This is a genomic window from Shewanella hafniensis (genome assembly GCF_019655335.1).
GTDB lineage: Bacteria > Pseudomonadota > Gammaproteobacteria > Enterobacterales > Shewanellaceae > Shewanella > Shewanella hafniensis.
In genome coordinates, this window is sequence record NZ_BPFD01000082.1 from 1 (window position 1) to 19,180 (window position 19,180).

The following is a 19,180-nucleotide window of genomic DNA, read 5'->3' on the forward strand; positions in this document are numbered from 1 at the left end:
TTTTAGGGGGGTGGGTGCTCGATCGCTTCCCGTGGCAGCAAGTAATGTTCTGGTTTAGCTTCGCGATAAGTGCTTGTTATCTTGGGTCTATGATCTACGGCATTGAGGCAGCTGTTATCTTGTTGCCCTTGTCCGGGCTGTTTATGTCGATGATGTATCCCACGCTTAACTCTAAGGGGATTAGCTGTTTCCCTGTAGATCAGCATGGCTCTGTGGCTGGGGTGATTCTGTTTTTTATTGCCGTGTCCGCCGCCGTTGGCCCCTTGTTGATGGGGTTCGTGGGCGATATCTTCGGCCATGTTAAATATGGCTTCTACCTCGCCACTGGTTTTGCCATTTTGTTATGCCTCCTGAGCGGATTTAATCTCGTTAAAGATCCTGCCCGTCATTTGTTAACTTTCGATGCGCACTAATTTGGGCTGTGACAGAAAATATTTTTCTGTCACATTTCTTCAATTAATCAATACTTTGACCTAGTACACCTAGAGTGCGAACCAAAACTGTGCAAAAAACGCACTTGCTTTTTGTTGCCAAGTTGCTAACTTGTTAACTTAATCGATTAAGTTGATTCGAGGTTAAGTTCGATATGGCCTTGAGCAATCACTAAGATGGTTCTTCGATTAATCACAATTCGGTAGATGCAGCCATGGGGAGATAGGGCTGCATCTCAAATATGGGTGGGGACATAAAAATGATAAAAAGCACATCACAGAAATTCTTGTTAAGTACATTGGCCGTGTTGGTGAGTTCTCACCTTTGGGCTGCCGACGCACCACAACAGGAAGAAGCCAAGAAAGACGCGTTAGGTTTAGAAAGAATTACCGTGACTGGGGTTGCCCGCGGCACTCGTGTTATGGACTCGAGTGTGTCAGTCAGCAGCGTGTCACTGGCTGAGCTGGAAGTGAGCTCGCCACGTTCATCGGCCGAGGCATTTCGTATTATTCCGGGGATGAAGGTTGAGTCTACTGGTGGCGAAGGTAACGCTAACATTGCCGTGCGTGGTTTACCTGTGGCGTCTGGTGGTGCTAAGTTCCTACAAATTCAAGAAGATGGTTTGCCAATCCTACAGTTTGGCGATATCGCCTTCGGTAACGCAGACATCTTTTTACGCTTAGATTCAACAGTGCAAACCATTGAATCTATCCGTGGTGGCTCGGCATCGACTGCGGCCAGTAATGCGCCCGGCGGCATTATCAACGTGATCAGTAAAACGGGCACCTCGGATTCGGGCAGTGTGGCTACCACCTTAGGGCTGGATTACGATACCTTCCGTACCGATTTTGAATACGGCACTAGCATCAACGACAGCCTGCGTTTCCATGTGGGCGGTTTTGTGCGCACCGGTGAAGGCCCACGCGACGCTGGCTATAACGCCAATAAAGGCGGCCAGATCAAAGCGAACTTAACCAAAGAATTTGATAAAGGCTATGTTCGCCTGTATTTCAAACATTTAGACGATAAAAGCATAGGTTACTTACCTATGCCTATGTACTCGGATGGCAGTTCAATCCCAGGTTTTGATGCTAAATCCGATGCGATTCAATCCGCGTATTTCCAATCAACCTTGAGCTTAGGTGCCGACGGCGAACGTCGCCGTGGCGATATGCGCGATGGCATGAATCCTGTGGTGAATTCTGTCGGCTTAGAAGCCTCCTTCGATTTAGGTAACGATTGGCAGGTCGAAAACCGTTTCCGCTTCTCCGATGTGAGCGGCAACTTCATTGCGCCATTCCCAGCTGAAGTGGCTAACGGTAGCGACATTGCCACCAGTATTGCTGGCACTGGCGCTAAGTTGATTTACGCCAATGGCCCTAATGCGGGTAGTCAGATGGACGGTTTAGCCATGCGTATCAATACCTTTGATGTGCAGATGAATGACTTTGGCTCAATCGTAAACGATTTTAAATTGACTAAAACCTTCGACGATACCAGTGTGACCTTAGGCTATTACAATGCCACCCAAAACATCGGCATGAGTTGGATGTGGAACTCTTATCTGATGGAAGTCAAAGGCGATAATGCCGCGCTATTAGATGTGGTTGCCGCCGATGGCACGGCCTATTCTGACAATGGCCTCTATGGTTATGGCGTGCCTTACTGGGGAAATTGTTGCCAACGTAATTACGATACCGACTACAGCATTAAAGCGCCTTATCTCGCGTTAGCCTCGAGTTTTGGTGACTTGTCGCTCGATGCCAGTGTGCGTTATGACAGTGGTGATGCCAGCGGTAACTACGCGGGTAGCGTGCAATCGCAAGTGGATATGAATCTCGATGGAGTGATTTCAATCCCTGAGCAGAGCGTGTCTTCTATCGATAATGCGAACCCTCAGCCAGTGAATTACGATTGGAGCTACACCTCTTACTCATTAGGTGCTAATTATCAATTTTCCAGTGACTTAGCCGCCTTTGGTCGCTTGAGCCACGGTGGCCGCGCCAATGCCGACCGTCTATTGTTTGGTAAAGTGCGTGCCGATGGTTCAGTGGCGAAGGAAGATGCGGTTGATATCGTTGACCAATATGAGTTAGGTGTTAAGTACCGTTACGATGATTTGTCTGTGTTCGCGACGGCGTTCTACTCTGAAACCGAAGAGCAAAACTTTGAAGCCACCAGCCAACGTTTCTTCGACCGTAAGTACAAAGCCAAAGGTATCGAAATCGAGTCTGCCTATTTTATCGGTGACTTCGACTTTAGAGGCAACCTAACCTGGACCGATGCTGAGATTGCTAAAGATGCATTAACGCCAGAAGTGGTGGGTAACACCCCAAGAAGACAGGCTGACTTTATCTACTCTTTGATGGGCCGTTACAACTTTGACCAAGGTTCAGTGGGCGTTAACTTAATCGGTACCACGGATTCTTATGCTCAAGATAATAACGACTTAAGTTTCGACGGCTACAACCAAGTAAATGCCTTTGCGACTTACAATCTGACCGAAGCTATGAGTGTGTCTTTAAACGTCAACAACTTGTTTAATGCCACTGGTATTACTGAAGCGGAAGAAGGCTCAATCCCTGATAACAATATCATCCGTGCCCGTACCATTAATGGCCGCACCACGAGTGCGACGCTTAAATACGAGTTCTAAGCGGATCTTGCTACAGAAACTGTTTTTACAGAAAAAATGTTAAGCCCAAAACAGCCCATGAAAGTGGGCTTTTTGCCTGCTACAGAATGCAGAATATAGAATACAAAGTTGGAGTGGAAATGACGGAATTACTCAGTTTCGGTGAGGTGTTAGTAGACTTGCTGCCGACCGATGCCACGGGCAAACATCATCAGCCGATTGCGGGTGGCGCGCCCGCTAATGTGGCCGTGGGTTACGCTAAACTCGGCGGTAAGAGTTACTTTGCCGGTGGCATCAGCGCCGACCATTATGGCGTTATGTTAAAGCAAGCCTTAGCGGATCAGGGGGTGGCGACCGATTATCTTGCCGAAGTGCCGGGCGCCGCTACCGCGACTGTGCTGGTGAATTTAGATGAACAGGGTGAGCGCACCTTTGAGTTCAACCGAAATGGCACAGCCGATATGCGCTACAGCAATCAGCATTTTGACAATATCCCATGGCAGGGGATTGATATCTTTCACCTTTGCTCGAATACCTTTACCGAAACCGCCATCTTTAACACTAGCCTTTATGGTGCGCGTTGTGCCAATGCATTCGCGACTTTAGTGAGTTTCGATGTGAACCTGCGTTTATCCCTGTGGCAGGATACGTCCTTGCTGGCCGAGCGGGTTGAGCAGTGTTTTCGCTACACTCAAGTGCTGAAAATGAGCCGCGAAGAAGCGGACTATTTAGCGCTGGCGCGGGATAAGAGCTTTGAAGATTATCTGCAGTTCTGCCTCGCCCAAGGGGTTGAGGTGATTTTGGTCACCGATGGCGCCAACCCAGTGCAATGCATCACAGCGCAGCAAAGGTTTAGCGTACCCGTCCCCAAAATCTCAGCCGTCGATACCACGGCCGCGGGCGACAGTTTTATCTCAGGCTTCCTGTTCGCCTTAGGCTTAGAGCTGGAATACGATTTAGGCAATTTGACCTTGAAACAAAGGCTCGAAAGCAAAGCGCACTTAGAGGCGGCGGTGGTGTTTGCAACTCGCTGCGGCGCGATTACCTGCGGACAAAAGGGCGCGTTTCCCTCCTTACCTACGTTGGCGCAGGTTAGCTAAACCTGCCTGTATTAACGATAAAATCCAAGGCGAGCCTGTTGAGTTGACCTTGGATTTTTTGCCTTTTAGATTTTCCGCTCGTCATTTTTCAATGGCAGAGCGCGAACCTAATCACGTTTTAGTCGCCCCCTTTTCCGAGCATTTATGCTATTTTAGCTGCGACTTAAGGTCGAAGCTGCAGCGGCTTCTTCCATGCTAGATGTCGACATTTTTATTTCGGTATGTTTTATTTCAACATCATTGGGGATTTCCTATGAGCAAAGCAAAAATCGGTATTGTGACGGTAAGCGATCGCGCCAGCGCGGGGATTTATGAAGATATCTCAGGCAAGGCGATTATCGACACGCTCAACGACTACCTCACCAGCGAGTGGGAGCCGATTTATCAAGTGATCCCCGATGAGCAGGATGTGATTGAAGCGACGCTGATCAAAATGGCCGACGAGCAGGACTGCTGTTTGATTGTCACCACGGGTGGCACAGGACCTGCGAAACGCGATGTTACCCCTGAAGCCACAGAAGCCGTATGCGATCGCATGATGCCTGGCTTTGGCGAGTTGATGCGTGCTGAATCCTTAAAGTTTGTACCGACAGCCATTTTATCGCGCCAAACCGCAGGTTTACGGGGTGATTCTTTGATAGTGAATTTACCCGGCAAGCCAAAATCGATTCGCGAATGTTTAGATGCCGTGTTCCCCGCCATTCCGTACTGTATCGATTTGATGGAAGGCCCGTATTTAGAGTGCAATGAGTCGGTTATCAAACCATTCAGGCCTAAGGCTAAGTAAGCTTCTATCTAGCTTGTAAAAACAATAAAGCCACTGAAATTCAATGGCTTTATTGTTTTGTTCGTTTAGGGCTCATAACTGATTAATCTGCTGCTTTAGCTCGTACTCTGGCTCTGTCACGATTTTTTCAAGTACTTGTACTCGCTCGATCAGTGCTTGGTTTTGTAGGCTGAGTTGAGTCACTTTATCCTTAAGATGTCTATCGTCTGCGGCGCCTACTCCAAATTGGCGTGCTTTTAGATAGTGCTTAAGCATCTCAGTGGCACTCATTCCTATGATGAAGGTGACCATAATCACCATTAAGACATACTCGTTTTCCATAACAAACTCCCGTAGTTATTGAGGTTTTCAACTTGGAGACGATTTGGCGATCGCCGCCAAGTTGAGCAATCGATTTACCTTACAAACCGAAGATTACTTTTTCACTCTTGAGCGACCTTTCCATGCCAAACGCCAGCAATACCGCAATGGCGAGTGTGCCTAAGGTCGACACCAGTAACTGCAACATGGGCAAGTCTTTACCTTTGATAAAGTCCATTAAGGCCTGTTGCTGACCCGAGACTGGCAGCCACTGCAGCATATCTGGCGCTATGTTGTAGCTGGCGGCCATCGACAAGGCTAAGGGCACAAACAGCACCATAGTCAGGTAGGATTGGGCTTCCTTAAAGGTTTTCGCCATGAAAGACACAAACAGTTGCAGGCAAGCGGCCATTAACGCAACAGGGATACCGACCACTAACATCAGCGCCATAAATTCCGTGGTGATGTTGACGCTAAAGCCGAGTTCTTGCCAAGGCACAAAGGTGTAAGCGATTTTAGACACCAGCAAAATCAGCACTAAACCGAGCAAAGCGAACAGACTCACTGCGATGATTTTCGACAGCACTAATTGGCGCGTCGTCAGTGGATGACTAAGTAACAAAGCCAGCGAGTTACGTTCACGTTCACCCGCGCTGGTATCTATGGCGAGGTTCATACCCGAGATAAATACCGAGTAAATCATAGTGAAAATCGCGATGCCTAAGATCATCCCGCCCTTAGAGTCACTGGTCGCTTGGTCATGGACATTGACCTTCAGTGGTTGCATCACGCGGGGATCGATACCGCGGGCTATCAGCCGTAGACTGCCCATTTCTGTGCTGTAGGACTGCAGTTGCTTCTCGAGTCGGCGAATCGAGTTTTGCAGTTTTTCATTGGAATTATCGGCAACAATCGTGATCTCGGCGCCTTTGCCTTGGTTCATTTGCGCGGCATAGTCTGTGCTGATGATAAGCTCTATGGCCTTAAGTTCACTGTCCTTAGCTTCACCGCTGTTAATACCTTTATTCGATAAAAAACGGACTAAATCCGGCGCTTTATCAGGGTTGGTAATAGTGATCTTAAGATCGTCTGGACTCGTTAGCTGACCAATTAACACCATAAACAGGCCGCACATGATCAGCGGCGTGCCTATGGCGTAATAAAGCCCCGCCATCACGGAGCGCTTATCGCGGGCGGCGTCGATGAGTTCTTTACGAACCATAGCCATTATTTTATTCATGCTGTCATTCCTTTAACCATGTTCTTAAATGCCACGCCTTTACATATCAAGGCCTTAAAGGTTAAAACCTGCGGCCGTAATCTTTGCTGAGTCATCATGCCGCTATCCCTTCATCCGTGCCGATAAGTTGAATAAAGGCTTCTTCGAGCGAGTCTTTGCCTGTTTGAATGCAAAGCTCTGTTGGGCTACCAATGGCGACGACTCTGCCCTGAGCCATAACGATCACTTGGTCACACAGTGCGGCGACTTCCTGCATCACATGGCTCGAGAACAGCACGCAATGTCCTTGATTTTTAAGATCGATAAGAATGTCACGCAGCAGGCGAGTGCTCATCACATCGAGTCCACGGGTTGGTTCGTCGAGGATAATATTACTCGGGCTGTGGACTATGGCCTGTGCGAGGGCGGTTTTCATCCTTTGGCCTTGGGAAAAGCCCTTGCAGCGGCGATCGCTAATGTCTTCCAAACGTAATTTCGCAATCACTTGGCTGGTGGCCTCTTTGGCCTCCTTGGGTGATAAGCCGCTTAGCTCGGCAAAATAACGAATGTATTCCCGCGGCGTTAAACGTTCGTACAGACCAAAAGGGTCGGGGAATAATCCGAGTTGCTGCTTAGCGCCGATAGGGTCGATGGCGACATCTATGCCTTCGATTTCTGCTTTGCCGTTATCGGGTTTCAGCAAGCCAAAAATCGTGCGTAAACAGGTCGTTTTACCCGCCCCGTTGGGGCCGAGTAATCCTGTTATTTGGCCGTTTTGTGCGACGAAACTTAAGTCATTGAGCGCCTGTACGTCACCGATGCGCTTGGAAAGGTTGGATACTTTGATCATGGCTTACTCCTTGGCCCCAGTGCTGGCGTTATCATCAGTCGTTATGGTTTTTGTGCCGGTCGCATCAAGCGGTTCTACCGAGCTGGCATTTAAATAAAAGCTGCGGCGCACATCTTTCTTTAAACATTCGCCGTCGAGATCCTTAACGGAACCCGAGCGGACGAGATCGGCGATCAGGTTATTGGCGCAGGATTGATAGGCCACGCCGTGGGTCGCATAGGGTGCGACAAAGTGCTTGGCATTGGTGAGTTTTTCCATCGCTAACTCGCCCCAACTCGGTGGTGTCGCAGGGTCGATTTCGCCGGATAACAACAAGGTCGGAATATCGCTGCTGATGGGCTCGCTAAAGCTGTCATCGACCGCGGGGACTTTCCATACTTCACAAGTGGCTTCTAAGCCTTCGAGCATAGTTTTGCCCATAAAGGAATGCTGAGCCTGCTCGCGCATGGCGGGCGTAATACGGTGCATATCTTCGCCACAGACCACGGATGCGTGCATACCCATCGCCATGCCAGCATTGTCGATAGTGAGGGAATACAAACCGAGTATGGGTTGGAAGTTGTGTTTCGCGGCTTGATGAATTGCATGGGGCACTAAGGCGCGCACATTGGCTTGATACAGCGCCATGCGGATGGAGCCGTAGAACTTACCGCGCGTCATTGTCAGCATAGTCTTTTCACCTGTGACTGGGTCGTAGACGTTTTCCATCACAGGCGCTTTGGCGAGTGAGGCCGCGACTTGGTCGAATTCGGCTTTAAGCTCAGGGAACTGGGCATGACAAGCGGTGGTTTCTTGGCAATCCTTAAAGAGTAAATCAAAGCCTCGATCAATCGATGCGCCGATTTCTAACACGCTTTGCTGCATTGGCACTATGCCGTCTAAGGTCACTGTGGCTAAGTGTGCAGGGTATAAACGCATGTAAAGCTGCGCCATACGCGTGCCGTAGGATATACCGTAAACATGCAATTTTTTGTAGCCCAAATGCTGGCGCACGGCTTCGAAGTCTTTAATCGCATTGAGGCTACCGTATTGGGTGACGTCGGCATCGATTTTGGCTAAGCATTTTTGGGTTTCGGCTAAAGTGTCGGCATTGTCATCATCGAATGACAGTGGAGATTGCGCGCCTTCATCACAGGTCAGCAGATTCGAGCGGCCTGTGCCCCTTTGGTCGATCAGCAAGATATCCCGCTGTTGGCGGACTTTGCTCAGCATGGCATCGAAACCTGTGGCATTGTCTATGGCCGATTGTCCTGGGCCGCCAGCAATGGCGAGTAAGGCTTCTTCATGGTTGACGTTTTTCACCGCGGGCAAAACGACGTAATGCACTTGGATCTGTTTGCCATCGGGTTTGTTAGGATTTTCTGGCACAGTCACAAAACCGCAGTTTAGGCGATCGGATACGCCTTCCACATAACAAGTGTCGGTGTTATTCGCCATGTTCCTAGCGATATCAGCCGCTTGTGTCTGTTGGCTTTTTACATCACTCGCCCACGTCGTCGTACTTGCCATCGCCAGCATAAGTGCGCTTATGCTTAACATGCGCGTGCTTAAAATACGCGTGCACCATGTGGCATTAGTAGCGCCATGCCGTGGCCGAGTTGGCGAAGGGCGTTGAGCGGTTTTGCTTAACTTCCTGTGTGTCATGCTATCTATCATGCGCGCTTTCCTTTTTGCATTTCAGGACGAGTGTGTTAATTTAACTACCGGTGTATCGGTGTATCAATGTATTAATACAGTGTGTAGAGGCTAATGTTAGAACTTTTAAATGTCAACCCCAGTAGTGGTGAACCAATTTACAAGCAATTACACGAACAAGTCGTGCGTTTAATTGTGGGCGGTCAACTGCAAGTGGATGATGTCTTGCCCTCTGTACGCCAGATTGCCGAGTATCTTGCGGTGAATCCTATGACTGTCTCCCGTGCGATTCAGCAGCTTGTCGATCAGGGGTGGCTTGAACGCCGCCGTGGCCAAGCGACAAAAGTCGCGCAGCGCACTGAGACTATGGCATCGGGGGCGAGCATGCTCGAACCCCAACTCGATGCTTTGTTGTCGCAGGCTAAACAGCTAGGCGTCAGCCTGTCCGAGTTAATGCAATTGATAAATGAACGCTGGCAAGACTAGCGTTAACCAACTGTCACTTATCGATAAAATAGAATAAAAAAGGATGATATTCGATGGACCAAGCGTGCACACCAATACTTGAATTTAGCCAAGTGAATAAAGTCTTTCGCGGTAAAGGCGCAGGTGAAAAGTGGGCGCTTAAGGATTTATCGTTAACCTTGTCGGCGGGCATGGTGGTTGGGCTATTAGGGCAAAATGGGGCGGGTAAATCGACCCTAATGCGCTGCGCTTTGGGTGTGCTCATGCCGGATTCAGGCAGTATTGTTACCTTAGGCGAAACGCCCGAAAACTTAACCTCAAAGGCAAAGGAGCGTTTAGGTTATGTGCCGCAGCAACCTTTTGGTTATGAAGGTTTTACCATTGAACGGGCTCTCGATTTACACCGCAGTTTTTATCCCAATTGGGACATGCAATTAGAGCAAGATTGGCTAGTACGGTTCGAGCTAGATGTGACTCAACAGGTGCAACGTTTATCTGTGGGGCAAAGGCAGTCGCTAGCCTTGATTATGGCGATGGCCTATCGCCCTGAGCTGTTGATCCTCGATGAGCCCGTCGCCAGTCTCGACCCGATTGTACGGCGTAAATTTATGGTCGATTTGTTCGATCTCGCCCTCGAATCGGGTTCCGCTGTACTGTTTTCATCCCATATCACCTCAGATATCGAGCGGGTTGCCAGTCATGTGGCGCTGATTAAACAGGGCGAATTAGTGCTGTTTAAAGAAATCGATTCCCTACGGGAACAAGTGCGTTTACTCACTCTCGCGCCCGAAACGGTTTTGCCTGAGTCGGTCACTGTGTTGAGTCGTGTCGGTGATTCAGTGCTGGTGGATTTAGGCGAGCACAGCGCGCCAATATCGGGCGTGTTAAAGAACGAAGCGCTTAATCTGGAACAGCTTTTTATGGAGCTACACAGATGAGTGCGCCAGAACTTAACATCACGCCGACAGCTAAAATGAAAGGCGCGCGGTTGATGAATCCATTTAATGGCATGCTGCGTCTTTGGTGTTTTGACGTCGGCAGTGTGAGCTTTTTAGGTACCGGCTTACTGGGAATGGTTTTAGGTTGCATTACAGCGTTGCAGGGCAAAAGCGACAGTGCTGAATTGTTGTTTTCTATGGGAATCGTTTCAAGCTCGGCGGCGGTGGCATGGCAACTCATACGTTTGATGGCGAGCGAGTGCGCCCAGTTAATTCCCCATTATCGCCGCCATATTTATATCCAAAGTGCAGCGGTGTTAACCAGCGTATTTGGCATAAGCGTATTGTTTTGTTTAGCTTTGGGTTCAACGTCTAGTCTACCCACCTTAGTGTTGGCCTTGGTGATGAGTTTTGCCTTTATTTGCCTGTGTTTACTCAGCACTCAGTGGTTTTACGCTTCCTTTTTATTGTTTGTTTTAGTGCCATTTATCTCTTTGATTACAGCTTATATTCCCCTATGGTTAAGCGCGATTGCACTGGTGGCGCTAGGTGCTTTCATTATCCGTGCCTGCCGTGCTTTACCTTGGCGTGCTGAGGCGAGAACCGTGTACCTCAATGGCCTCGAAATGGGCTGGTTCTGGCTGCCAAATTTGCAATCGATGCGCATTTTGAGCCGCTTTGAGCGTTATCTGCATCCCACCAATTTTTTTATCGGTCCTATGCTGACGATTTTATTGCTGCTTATACCGGCAGTCTGTTTAGTACTTGGGGTGTTATCGCACCAATTCCATCAGAATTTTCCTGTATTACTGCTGTTGGCACAGTTCAGCGTGATTAGCTGTGCTCTGGTGCATTGGAGTCGAGTGCAGCGTTCGCGCTCGACCGAAACCTTATTGCTGATGCCTGGGTTTGATGGCCGAAAAGGGCTCATTGCGGCTTTTTGCCGTGGGCAGCAACGACTGCTGAATGTGGTCGTCGGCATTATGCTGGCGTGTAGTTTACTGCTGGGTTGGCTCAGTGGTGATCTGAATATGCCGTTAGTGGGTCATCTGGTGCTCAGCACTTATTGGGCCTGCGCTTTGACCTTAGGTTTTGGCTGTATGTGTCGCCGAGTGTTGCATGTCACGCTCACTATGATGTTTGTCGCGGGACATTCCCTTTGGGTGTCCATCAGCCTTGCATCGTTACGCGATGGCGGCAATCTAGGTGATTGGTTTATCTGGGATATGCTCTTAATGATACTTGGGAGCATAGTCCTGTTTTGGGGCAAGAAAACCCTCTGGAAGGGAGATGTCATTAGCGGCTAAACGGATATAGATTGCGATATTGGGACTTAGCTTGCACAAGATTAGAGCAAAAACTCTTAGTTTTTGGCTGGCCTTCAGGTAGAATGGCGCAAAAGCGGTACACTTGTAAGCTAAAAGGTGAGTCTCTTATGTCTCTCGAACAATATCATGTTATTCGACTATTACAGCAGCAGAGCGAGTCTTTAAAAGACGCGATAGCGCTGGAAGGTTTTGAAATGGCCGCTCCTTGGTATCAGGTGAGTTGGCAGGCCTTTGACCAAATTAGCAGTAAAATTGCACAAGTGTTGATCGAACTTGGCGTACAAGTGCAAGACCGTTGCGTTATTCTGGCGCAAAATTGCCCACAATGGACCTGTGCCGATGTCGGTACACTTAAAAGTCGCGCCGTTGTGGTGCCGATTTACCCCACCAGTACCGTCGAGCAGGCAAGCTTTATCGTTAACGATGCCGCGGCGAAGGTTATGTTTGTCGACGATGCTAAGCAATATGCTATGGCCTGCGAGCTTCAAACCTTATGCCCAAGCCTAGAGCATGTAATTGTTTTTGATGCCAGCGTGGCACTCGCAGCCGACAAAGCTTTTCAGCATTGGCATTTAGATGCCCTACTAGCGGACGATGCGAAAGCGATTAAGCAAGAAGTTGAGCTTAACCAGCGTTTACAGGCGGCTAATCTCGATGATTTACTGACCTTAATTTATACCTCTGGCACCACGGGCGATCCTAAAGGCGTGATGCTGGATTACCGCAATATGGCCTCGACTATACGTCAACACGATCATATTTTGCCTTTTAAAGCTGGCGATGTGTCTTTGGCATTTTTGCCATTAAGTCATGTATTTGAGCGCAGTTGGAGTTTCTACGTTTTGTGCCGTGGCGGTCATAACGTTTATCTGCAAAATACCCAAAGAGTGAAAGAGGCGATTAGCGCCGTACGTCCACATACCTTGTGTGTGGTGCCGCGTTTCCTCGAAAAAGTGTACAGCGCCGTACAAGATAAAGTCGCCAAGTCAGCCGATGGCCGTAAGAGGCTGTTTGCTTGGGCTATGCGCGTTGGCGGGCGTCAGTTCGAAGTCGGCCAAGGTCGTGCTAAGGGCGGATTATGGTTATCGCTGCAATGGCGTTTAGCTAACAAACTTGTGTATAGCAAGTTGCAAGCTGTGCTCGGTGGACGTTTGAAGTTTATGCCCTGCGGTGGCGCGGCATTAGATGTGAATGTTGGCAGTTTCTTTCATGCGATTAATATTCCTGTACTTTGTGGGTACGGCATGACCGAAACCAACGCCACTGTGACCTGTAACACCTTGGATAATCGTGTTGCCGGATCAAACGGTAAAGTCCTACCTGAAATCGAAATTAAGCTGGGTAAGGACGATGAGATTTTAGTTCGTGGCGACACTGTGATGCGTGGTTATTACAATCGTCCTGAAGATACCGCTGCTGCATTTGAAGATGGTTGGTTAAAAACCGGTGATGCAGGGCGTTTCGATGCGAAAGGTAACTTATTTATTACCGACCGTATCAAAGAGTTAATGAAAACCTCTAACGGCAAATATATTGCGCCGCAACGGGTTGAGGGCGCTGTGGGCTGTTGTCCTTTTATCGAACAAGTGGCGATTATTGCCGATGCGCGTAACTATGTGACCGCCTTAATTGTGCCAGCGTTTGAGTCACTGGAAGCATGGGCGAAGGACAAAGGGCTGAAGTATGAGTCGCCTTTAGAATTGCTGCGCCATAGCCATGTGGTTGAACATTTTGAGCAGCGCTTAAAGCAGTTGCAGCATGAGCTGGCGGGATTTGAACAGATTAAAAAGTTCACCCTCTTGCCTGAAGCTTTCTCGATGGAAGCGGGTTTAATTACCCCAACGCTCAAGTTGCGCCGCAAAATGATTTACCATAAGTATGCCCATGAAATAAATGCTATGTATAACAACTGATTGTTAAGTCATTGTTACTAAAGGCCGCTATTGCGGCCTTTTTTGTTTCTGCTACTTCCTGAAGCGTCTAACTTAGCTTAAAATTCGCCCCGTTTACTGGTGCGCACGAGGCGCAAGGTGTCGGTGTAAAGGATAGTTAAATGGAACTTTCGATTCGTCATTTATGCGCCGCTGTCGGTGCTGTGTTACTTTCTTCTTTTGCGGTCATTCCTGCTGCGGTGGCGGCGGATTTCGATAAAGTGGTTCACGGTCCCGTGGATCTTCCTAACGGCCAATGGCTCGATTTCTATCAAAAAGACCAGCACGTATGGAGCGAAATGCTCTACGGCGATGCGCCAGGCGTGCGCATTGACGATTACGGCCGCGCTGAAATTGTGGCGGTGTTTTACTATGACTTCGATAAGGGTGGCACCAAAGAAGTGATCGTCATGCTCAAGGATGAAGATGGTCAGCATCTGCGCGGCTATGGTTTTGAGGGGGAAGAGCTGACTAAACTACCGCGTCTACAAGTTGTGCTCGATGCAGTAGCACCGACCATTACCACATTTACCGTGGGCGGTGTCCGTAAAGTGCTAAGCCAAATTCCGCCACAGCAATACCGTATGACCTATGAGGCTGAGGGTGTCCAAGATCCTGACATCAAAGCGATTCTTGATGGGTCATCTAAGCTCAAGCCAACCTTAATCGGTTATCGAAACTCTGAAGGTACGCCGACGGATGTGAAAACCGCAGTGGAGTACAAGCTGCGTTATCCCGTGACTCGCACCGATAAAGATGCCGATGGGCGTGAACGAAAATACAGTCTAGTCGCGACCTTTGATCGCAGTGCCTATGTCGAAGAAGATGGCGGCTTTATGCTGGTGGCTATTGGTTACGAGGCCGACGACATCGATTGGCTTAAAAATGGCAGCGACAAAATTCCGCGTACTGGCGCTTTCTATGAATATATGAGCATGGGCAGTACTTGGGCTGGCGTTGCCAGTGAAGCCCATTATGTGCAGGGTGAGCTTGATGGTCACTTTGCCGCCTACGATGCCCGCAATGGCAGTGTGATGTATGCCGGTGACTATAAACTAGGTAAGCAAGTGGGTAAGTGGATTGAAGCCGACAGCCGTGAAACCTATTGGGAAGGCGAGTACCTCGACGGCCAAAAGCAGGGCAAATGGGTGTTGCAGTCTATTATGGATGACGCCGATAACTACGGCTTTATTCACTACAACAAGGGCGTGCCCGATGGCCCGAGCGAAATCTATACCCCAGATTACGATTCGAGCACCGATGGCGCGAAGAAGTTGTCCGAAAAGGGCATTTATCTCAATGGCGTAAAAGATGGTGAGTGGCTCGAGTCCGATGGCAGTAAAGGCCAATATCAAAAGGGCGTAAAACAAGGCGCTTGGGTGGAAAAGGTCACCCAAGGGGATTATCGCTTTCAAACCGGTGAAGGCAGCTACCTCGATGGCAAACGTTCAGGCCCTTGGGTATATATCCGAACGCCAGATGCTAACGATGCTTTTACCACTAAGCAATCCGTTACCTATCTCTACAAGACTGAAGTCAGCTATGAGAATGGCCTACGTCAAGGTGAGGCAAAGTTATTCAATAAAGATAATTTTATGTTTGCCCTTAAACATTATGATCAGGGCCGACTCCACGGTGAAAGCTTATGGTATTCAGGCCCAAATGCCGTCAGCAATGTTGCTAACTATCGCTATGGCGAGTTAGATGGCCCACAAATGTGGCTCGAGCCTAACGGCGATCTCAATGAGTTGAGTCAGTATAAGTTTAATGCAGCCGTTAAGCTTAAACCCTCGCAGGATGAATGCATGATGCGAAAAGAGCCTTACACAGGCGATTGTGAGGGCGTGTTAAACTCAAAAAATGCTGAGACTAGCTCGATTAAAGATGGTGAGCAGCGCGTGTATCGCGGCGGCCGACTATCCGAATTAAGCTATTACACTAATGGGTCAGTTGATAAAGAATATCGATTCGATTCCAACGGCCGTTTAAAGTATATGAAGGCCTTTAAAGCGGGTAAGGAATATGGCCCAAGTATCAGTTATTCCACAGATGGTGGATACTCACTCTCTCAATATGGTCAGCTGGTGAATAACCGTCTCTCTGGCCCCCATTACAGCTTCTATCCGAATGGCCAGTTAAAGCATTTTTGGAACTACTGCCAGCAAGAAGGTGAAACCTGGAACGGTGAACCTTATTTCTGGGATAACGCCATTGCGCGCTGCGGTATACAGCGGGAATATTTTGATAACGGTGCTGTGAATTGCATCGAAGAGTTAGATAGCAATTATGCCGTAGATAAAGTCTGTTACGACATCAATGGCAAGTTATCGAGTGAAATGCTGCGTATCGATGAACAACATGTGGTCCATAAACGCTATATCAATGGGGTGATTTATCAGGAAGAGCCGGGTTTTTCCGATTATTCGCATGTGACCAAAGGGCGCAAAATTTATCACCTAGAAAACCCAAAAAGCCATGGCGTGTTTAAGTCCTATCGTAGCGGCAAGTTAGAATATGAAAAAATTTATGATATGGGTAAGGCAGGATGCTTTAAAAAGTATGATGCCAATGGCAAGCAAACGGCAGAAACTGCCAGTTGCCAATTCTAAGGTCTAGGTTTGTTTAGCCTTTAGGGTCTGGTAGGCTTGGGATAAAGGATGAATTTGGTGCGGGTAGCTTAATCGCGATAAGCATTAAATTCATCAGTTTATAGAATAACAATAAAAAGGAAGCCCGAATGTCAGTTACCGAATACAGCCTCGAAATCCACCCAAGATTCACAGAAACCGATGGCCTAGGCCATATCAATAACACAGTGATCCCCGTATGGTGCGAAGCCGCGCGCACACCAATCTTCGAGATTTTTAATCCAGAGTTGGATTTACATCAGTGGAATCTTATCGTGGCCGGCTTTACCGTGGCCTTTATCGCGCCGACTTATTACGGCAAGAGCGTTACGGTGAAAACCTATGTCAGCCGTATCGGCAACAGCAGTTTCGAGCTGACGCAAACCTGCTGGCAAGCCGGCAATAAAACCGCTGAAGTGAAAACTACGCTGGTGCATTACGACTACAGCTGCGAAAAGAGTCGCCCTATTCCTGAAGATATCCGCGAAATGCTCGCCAACCTGAATGGTGAAAGTGCTTAATCTTTTCCGTCTCTCGGTCAGCGCAATTGCAATTGCGCTGCTGAAGCGTTAATTTGTCGACCCGTTAACTGTGATGCAGATCACTTATCTGTATCGCCTCATTTTTATCGGTTCGGATTAACCATGAGATTCTATTTTACCCGCATGCGCTCGAAGGACATTTGCCCACCAAGACAGCCACTTAAAAAGATTGTGTGGTCATGGGTGGGAGCTTTCTGTGGCATTTACTTGGTCGCGAGTCTCGCAAATTATATGAGCGAAAACCTCGTTGGCACTATGTTTGTGATTGGTTCATTCGGCGCTTCAGCTGTGCTTGTGTACGGCGCACCGCTGGCAGAGTTTTCTCAGCCGCGTAACTTGATTGGCGGCAGTGTCTTATCGGCCTTAATTGGGGTCGCAGTGTACCAAGTGTGTGGCGATTATGTGGTGCTAGCTAGCGCCTTAGCAGTATCCCTGTCTATCGCATTCATGTATCTGACTCGCACTCTGCATCCACCGGGCGGTGCAACGGCACTGATTGCCGTGATAGGCGGTGAGAACGTACATCAACTCGGCTTTCTCTACGCGCTAATGCCAGTATTTCTCGGCTCAGTATTACTCTTACTGGTCGCGCTGGTAGTCAATAACCTCTCCACCGATCCCAAGCGCCATTACCCTGTGTATTGGATTTAGCTTTTCAAAAACTTCTGCACATACCAGCAGCTGGCTTGGATAGTCAAATCTTGGCTTTTGGCCCATTTAAGCCCGTGGCGAACTAAGCGTTCGGCAAGTCCTTTACCGCGCAGTTCGTTGGGGACAAAGGTGCGGCTAAAATCGATATCTTTGCCTGATAATTGGTATTCCAACACGGCTTCATAGCCATCTACAGGGATAATAAAACGTTGTTTATCCTGTTGATGTTCAGTGGCTATCTCGATACTTTCGTTATCTAACATATATGCTTCCCTCAAGGTATGGCCTAAAGTGTGCTGGCACTTTAGCTATCGATTTGGTTAGCTTAAGCGACTTCGTGCTGTTTGAGAATCGTCAGCAGTTCTGCGGGTAACTCGGCTTTCTTGCCGGTTTTAAAGTTAAACATTACCGCGACTGAAGTGCCTAAGGTGGTTACTGCCTGCTGCTGTTTACTAAAAGCTTGATAATGCATGGTAAATCTATCGCTGTGAATATCACTAATGCTGACACTCACTAATAGAGTATCGGGGAAAGTCACTGGGCGTTTATAGCGGGCCTGATTTTCGCTGATAACTGGGCCAATACCTGATTTATATAGGGTATCTAGCGGGAAGAGGCGATTGAAGAAGTCGATACGGGCTGTTTCAAAATAGCGGAAATAGACGACGTTGTTGACGTGTTGCAACGCATCCATTTCGCCCCAAGCCACAGGGATTTCGGTCACTATAGGGTGCTGTGCGAGAAACTTTTCCATTGTGTTTTCCAGTGTGTTTGGCATTGAATTGTCCATCTAAAAATGCGAGTTGAAACGCTCGTTTAAGATGGTCAGACTAGCAGTATAAAGTACAAGCGACAAGCCATAGCGTTATGGACATTTAGCGATAACATTAAGCGAAACAAGGAGCAGTGCATGATTAAACGAGTCGGAAACACCCATATTCAAGCTGAACACACAGCCTCTTGCCATTGCGGCGCTGTGGTTTTGCAATTATCGCTGCCTAATGGCATTGAAAATCCTCGCCGCTGCGATTGTTCTATCTGCCGCCGTAAGGGCGCGATTGTCGGCTCGGTTCCGCTGGCGGGGATTAAGATCCTCAAGGGTGAAGATGTGCTGAAATGCTATGAATTTAATACCAAAACCGCCAAGCATTACTTCTGCTCCGTTTGTGGCATTTACACCCATCACCAGCGGCGCTCCAATCCCCATGAATATGGTTACAATATTGGTTGCCTCGAAGGTGTGAATCCCTATGAACTGGGTGAGGTGCCTACTAATGATGGTGTTAATCATCCTGCGGATCGTTAGATTATGAACATAGGTCAGTTTGCTGCACTCACAGGTTTATCGGCGCACACGCTCAGATATTACGAGAAAATCGGCCTGCTGCAGTCTGTGGTGCGAAATGCGAGCGGGCACCGCGATTATGCTGAGAAAGAGGCGCAGTGGATTGAGTTTATCAATCGCTTAAAAGAAACGGGCATGCCATTAAAGCAGATTTTGACCTATGCCGAACTGCGTGCTCAAGGCGATGCAACCGCTGGCCAGCGACAGCAATTGCTTGAGCAACATGCAACACAATTGGCTGAGCGTATTCGCCAAGAGCAGGCGCACCTGATCGCCCTCGAGCAAAAAATCTGCTATTACCAAACGCATTTCAGTGATTAAGCGTAGCGATTCCATTTAGCCACCTATTTAGCGATTCGGTTCAGTCGCTCAGTTCCGCGTTTAAATCCTAATAT

At 48.4% G+C, this 19,180-nt stretch carries 19 protein-coding genes; 13 read left to right on the forward strand and 6 right to left on the reverse strand.

What is annotated here, in order from left to right:
* From K5Q99_RS18300 to mog, 4 genes are all read left to right on the forward strand, one after another.
* The coding region (locus K5Q99_RS18300) for an MFS transporter (protein WP_220777692.1) at window positions 1-413 on the forward strand (413 nt) is incomplete at its 5' end.
* 278 nt (window positions 414-691) lie between these two features.
* A complete protein-coding gene (locus K5Q99_RS18305; protein WP_220777693.1) occupies window positions 692-3,088 on the forward strand; it encodes a TonB-dependent receptor domain-containing protein in 2,397 nt (798 codons plus the stop codon).
* A 119-nt stretch (window positions 3,089-3,207) separates the two neighbouring features.
* Window positions 3,208-4,167, forward strand: a complete 960-nt coding sequence (locus K5Q99_RS18310) for a carbohydrate kinase family protein (RefSeq protein ID WP_107946169.1) — start codon at window positions 3,208-3,210, stop codon at window positions 4,165-4,167.
* Window positions 4,168-4,420: 253 nt separating this feature from the next.
* Window positions 4,421-4,954 carry a molybdopterin adenylyltransferase gene (gene mog / locus K5Q99_RS18315; RefSeq protein ID WP_106648670.1) on the forward strand — a complete coding sequence of 178 codons (534 nt, stop codon included), beginning with the start codon at window positions 4,421-4,423 and terminating at the stop codon, window positions 4,952-4,954.
* A 72-nt stretch (window positions 4,955-5,026) separates the two neighbouring features.
* Here the strand turns inward: mog and K5Q99_RS18320 are convergent, their stop codons facing one another.
* The 4 genes from K5Q99_RS18320 to K5Q99_RS18335 form a co-directional block, all read right to left on the reverse strand.
* Window positions 5,027-5,275 (reverse strand): hypothetical protein, encoded by a 249-nt coding sequence (locus tag K5Q99_RS18320; RefSeq protein ID WP_220777694.1) that lies wholly within the window; start codon window positions 5,273-5,275, stop codon window positions 5,027-5,029.
* Window positions 5,276-5,354: 79 nt separating this feature from the next.
* On the reverse strand, window positions 5,355-6,494 hold the full coding sequence (locus K5Q99_RS18325; protein ID WP_220777695.1) for an ABC transporter permease: 1,140 nt from the start codon (window positions 6,492-6,494) through the stop codon (window positions 5,355-5,357).
* A gap of 94 nt (window positions 6,495-6,588) precedes the next feature.
* Complete coding sequence (locus K5Q99_RS18330) at window positions 6,589-7,323, reverse strand: ABC transporter ATP-binding protein (RefSeq protein ID WP_106648662.1); 735 nt, start codon at window positions 7,321-7,323, stop codon at window positions 6,589-6,591.
* A 3-nt stretch (window positions 7,324-7,326) separates the two neighbouring features.
* The gene (locus K5Q99_RS18335; RefSeq protein WP_220777696.1) at window positions 7,327-8,979 is read right to left on the reverse strand and encodes an alpha/beta hydrolase; all 1,653 of its coding nucleotides are present in this window, start codon (window positions 8,977-8,979) and stop codon (window positions 7,327-7,329) included.
* Between the two features lie 93 nt (window positions 8,980-9,072).
* Between K5Q99_RS18335 and K5Q99_RS18340 the strand changes: the two genes are divergently transcribed.
* The 7 genes from K5Q99_RS18340 to K5Q99_RS18370 all read left to right on the forward strand — a co-directional run bounded on the left by K5Q99_RS18340 (window position 9,073) and on the right by K5Q99_RS18370 (window position 17,440).
* Entirely contained in the window at window positions 9,073-9,444 is a 372-nt protein-coding gene (locus tag K5Q99_RS18340) for a GntR family transcriptional regulator (protein ID WP_107946176.1), read from the forward strand.
* A 53-nt stretch (window positions 9,445-9,497) separates the two neighbouring features.
* The gene (locus K5Q99_RS18345; RefSeq protein WP_107946177.1) at window positions 9,498-10,361 is read left to right on the forward strand and encodes an ABC transporter ATP-binding protein; all 864 of its coding nucleotides are present in this window, start codon (window positions 9,498-9,500) and stop codon (window positions 10,359-10,361) included.
* Window positions 10,358-11,668, forward strand: a complete 1,311-nt coding sequence (locus K5Q99_RS18350) for an ABC transporter permease (protein ID WP_220777697.1) — start codon at window positions 10,358-10,360, stop codon at window positions 11,666-11,668. Before K5Q99_RS18345 ends, K5Q99_RS18350 begins: the two co-directional genes overlap by 4 nt.
* Before the next feature lie 128 nt (window positions 11,669-11,796).
* Complete coding sequence (locus tag K5Q99_RS18355; RefSeq protein WP_220777698.1) at window positions 11,797-13,602, forward strand: AMP-dependent synthetase/ligase; 1,806 nt, start codon at window positions 11,797-11,799, stop codon at window positions 13,600-13,602.
* 140 nt (window positions 13,603-13,742) lie between these two features.
* Complete coding sequence (locus tag K5Q99_RS18360) at window positions 13,743-16,229, forward strand: toxin-antitoxin system YwqK family antitoxin (protein ID WP_220777699.1); 2,487 nt, start codon at window positions 13,743-13,745, stop codon at window positions 16,227-16,229.
* 128 nt (window positions 16,230-16,357) lie between these two features.
* A complete protein-coding gene (locus K5Q99_RS18365) occupies window positions 16,358-16,768 on the forward strand; it encodes an acyl-CoA thioesterase (RefSeq protein WP_220591617.1) in 411 nt (136 codons plus the stop codon).
* 123 nt (window positions 16,769-16,891) lie between these two features.
* Window positions 16,892-17,440: an HPP family protein gene (locus tag K5Q99_RS18370; RefSeq protein ID WP_006083741.1), complete on the forward strand. Its 549-nt coding sequence runs from the start codon at window positions 16,892-16,894 to the stop codon at window positions 17,438-17,440.
* Here the strand turns inward: K5Q99_RS18370 and K5Q99_RS18375 are convergent.
* Together K5Q99_RS18375 and K5Q99_RS18380 are read right to left on the reverse strand one after the other, a co-directional pair.
* Window positions 17,437-17,703, reverse strand: a complete 267-nt coding sequence (locus tag K5Q99_RS18375; RefSeq protein ID WP_220777700.1) for a GNAT family N-acetyltransferase — start codon at window positions 17,701-17,703, stop codon at window positions 17,437-17,439. The two genes, K5Q99_RS18370 and K5Q99_RS18375, sit on opposite strands and share 4 nt — an antisense overlap.
* A gap of 62 nt (window positions 17,704-17,765) precedes the next feature.
* On the reverse strand, window positions 17,766-18,194 hold the full coding sequence (locus K5Q99_RS18380) for an acyl-CoA thioesterase (protein ID WP_106651727.1): 429 nt from the start codon (window positions 18,192-18,194) through the stop codon (window positions 17,766-17,768).
* A 156-nt stretch (window positions 18,195-18,350) separates the two neighbouring features.
* On the opposite strand from K5Q99_RS18380, the gene K5Q99_RS18385 reads away from it, so the two are divergent.
* Window positions 18,351-18,746, forward strand: a complete 396-nt coding sequence (locus K5Q99_RS18385; protein ID WP_220777701.1) for a GFA family protein — start codon at window positions 18,351-18,353, stop codon at window positions 18,744-18,746.
* 3 nt (window positions 18,747-18,749) lie between these two features.
* Complete coding sequence (locus K5Q99_RS18390; protein WP_220777702.1) at window positions 18,750-19,106, forward strand: MerR family transcriptional regulator; 357 nt, start codon at window positions 18,750-18,752, stop codon at window positions 19,104-19,106.
* Window positions 19,107-19,180: the final 74 nt, after the last annotated feature.

What these genes read in the sequence shown, in the direction of transcription:
- K5Q99_RS18380 (WP_106651727.1), bottom strand. Translation starts at nt 18,194, where the DNA reads ATGGAAAAGTTTCTCGCACAGCACCCTATAGTGACCGAAATCCCTGTG.
- K5Q99_RS18390 (WP_220777702.1), top strand. Translation starts at nt 18,750, where the DNA reads ATGAACATAGGTCAGTTTGCTGCACTCACAGGTTTATCGGCGCACACG.
- K5Q99_RS18370 (WP_006083741.1), top strand. Translation starts at nt 16,892, where the DNA reads ATGAGATTCTATTTTACCCGCATGCGCTCGAAGGACATTTGCCCACCA.
- K5Q99_RS18335 (WP_220777696.1), bottom strand. Translation starts at nt 8,979, where the DNA reads ATGATAGATAGCATGACACACAGGAAGTTAAGCAAAACCGCTCAACGC.
- K5Q99_RS18375 (WP_220777700.1), bottom strand. Translation starts at nt 17,703, where the DNA reads ATGTTAGATAACGAAAGTATCGAGATAGCCACTGAACATCAACAGGAT.
- K5Q99_RS18325 (WP_220777695.1), bottom strand. Translation starts at nt 6,494, where the DNA reads ATGAATAAAATAATGGCTATGGTTCGTAAAGAACTCATCGACGCCGCC.
- K5Q99_RS18355 (WP_220777698.1), top strand. Translation starts at nt 11,797, where the DNA reads ATGTCTCTCGAACAATATCATGTTATTCGACTATTACAGCAGCAGAGC.
- K5Q99_RS18365 (WP_220591617.1), top strand. Translation starts at nt 16,358, where the DNA reads ATGTCAGTTACCGAATACAGCCTCGAAATCCACCCAAGATTCACAGAA.
- K5Q99_RS18360 (WP_220777699.1), top strand. Translation starts at nt 13,743, where the DNA reads ATGGAACTTTCGATTCGTCATTTATGCGCCGCTGTCGGTGCTGTGTTA.
- K5Q99_RS18310 (WP_107946169.1), top strand. Translation starts at nt 3,208, where the DNA reads ATGACGGAATTACTCAGTTTCGGTGAGGTGTTAGTAGACTTGCTGCCG.
- K5Q99_RS18320 (WP_220777694.1), bottom strand. Translation starts at nt 5,275, where the DNA reads ATGGAAAACGAGTATGTCTTAATGGTGATTATGGTCACCTTCATCATA.
- K5Q99_RS18330 (WP_106648662.1), bottom strand. Translation starts at nt 7,323, where the DNA reads ATGATCAAAGTATCCAACCTTTCCAAGCGCATCGGTGACGTACAGGCG.
- K5Q99_RS18345 (WP_107946177.1), top strand. Translation starts at nt 9,498, where the DNA reads ATGGACCAAGCGTGCACACCAATACTTGAATTTAGCCAAGTGAATAAA.
- mog (WP_106648670.1), top strand. Translation starts at nt 4,421, where the DNA reads ATGAGCAAAGCAAAAATCGGTATTGTGACGGTAAGCGATCGCGCCAGC.
- K5Q99_RS18350 (WP_220777697.1), top strand. Translation starts at nt 10,358, where the DNA reads ATGAGTGCGCCAGAACTTAACATCACGCCGACAGCTAAAATGAAAGGC.
- K5Q99_RS18305 (WP_220777693.1), top strand. Translation starts at nt 692, where the DNA reads ATGATAAAAAGCACATCACAGAAATTCTTGTTAAGTACATTGGCCGTG.
- K5Q99_RS18385 (WP_220777701.1), top strand. Translation starts at nt 18,351, where the DNA reads ATGATTAAACGAGTCGGAAACACCCATATTCAAGCTGAACACACAGCC.
- K5Q99_RS18340 (WP_107946176.1), top strand. Translation starts at nt 9,073, where the DNA reads ATGTTAGAACTTTTAAATGTCAACCCCAGTAGTGGTGAACCAATTTAC.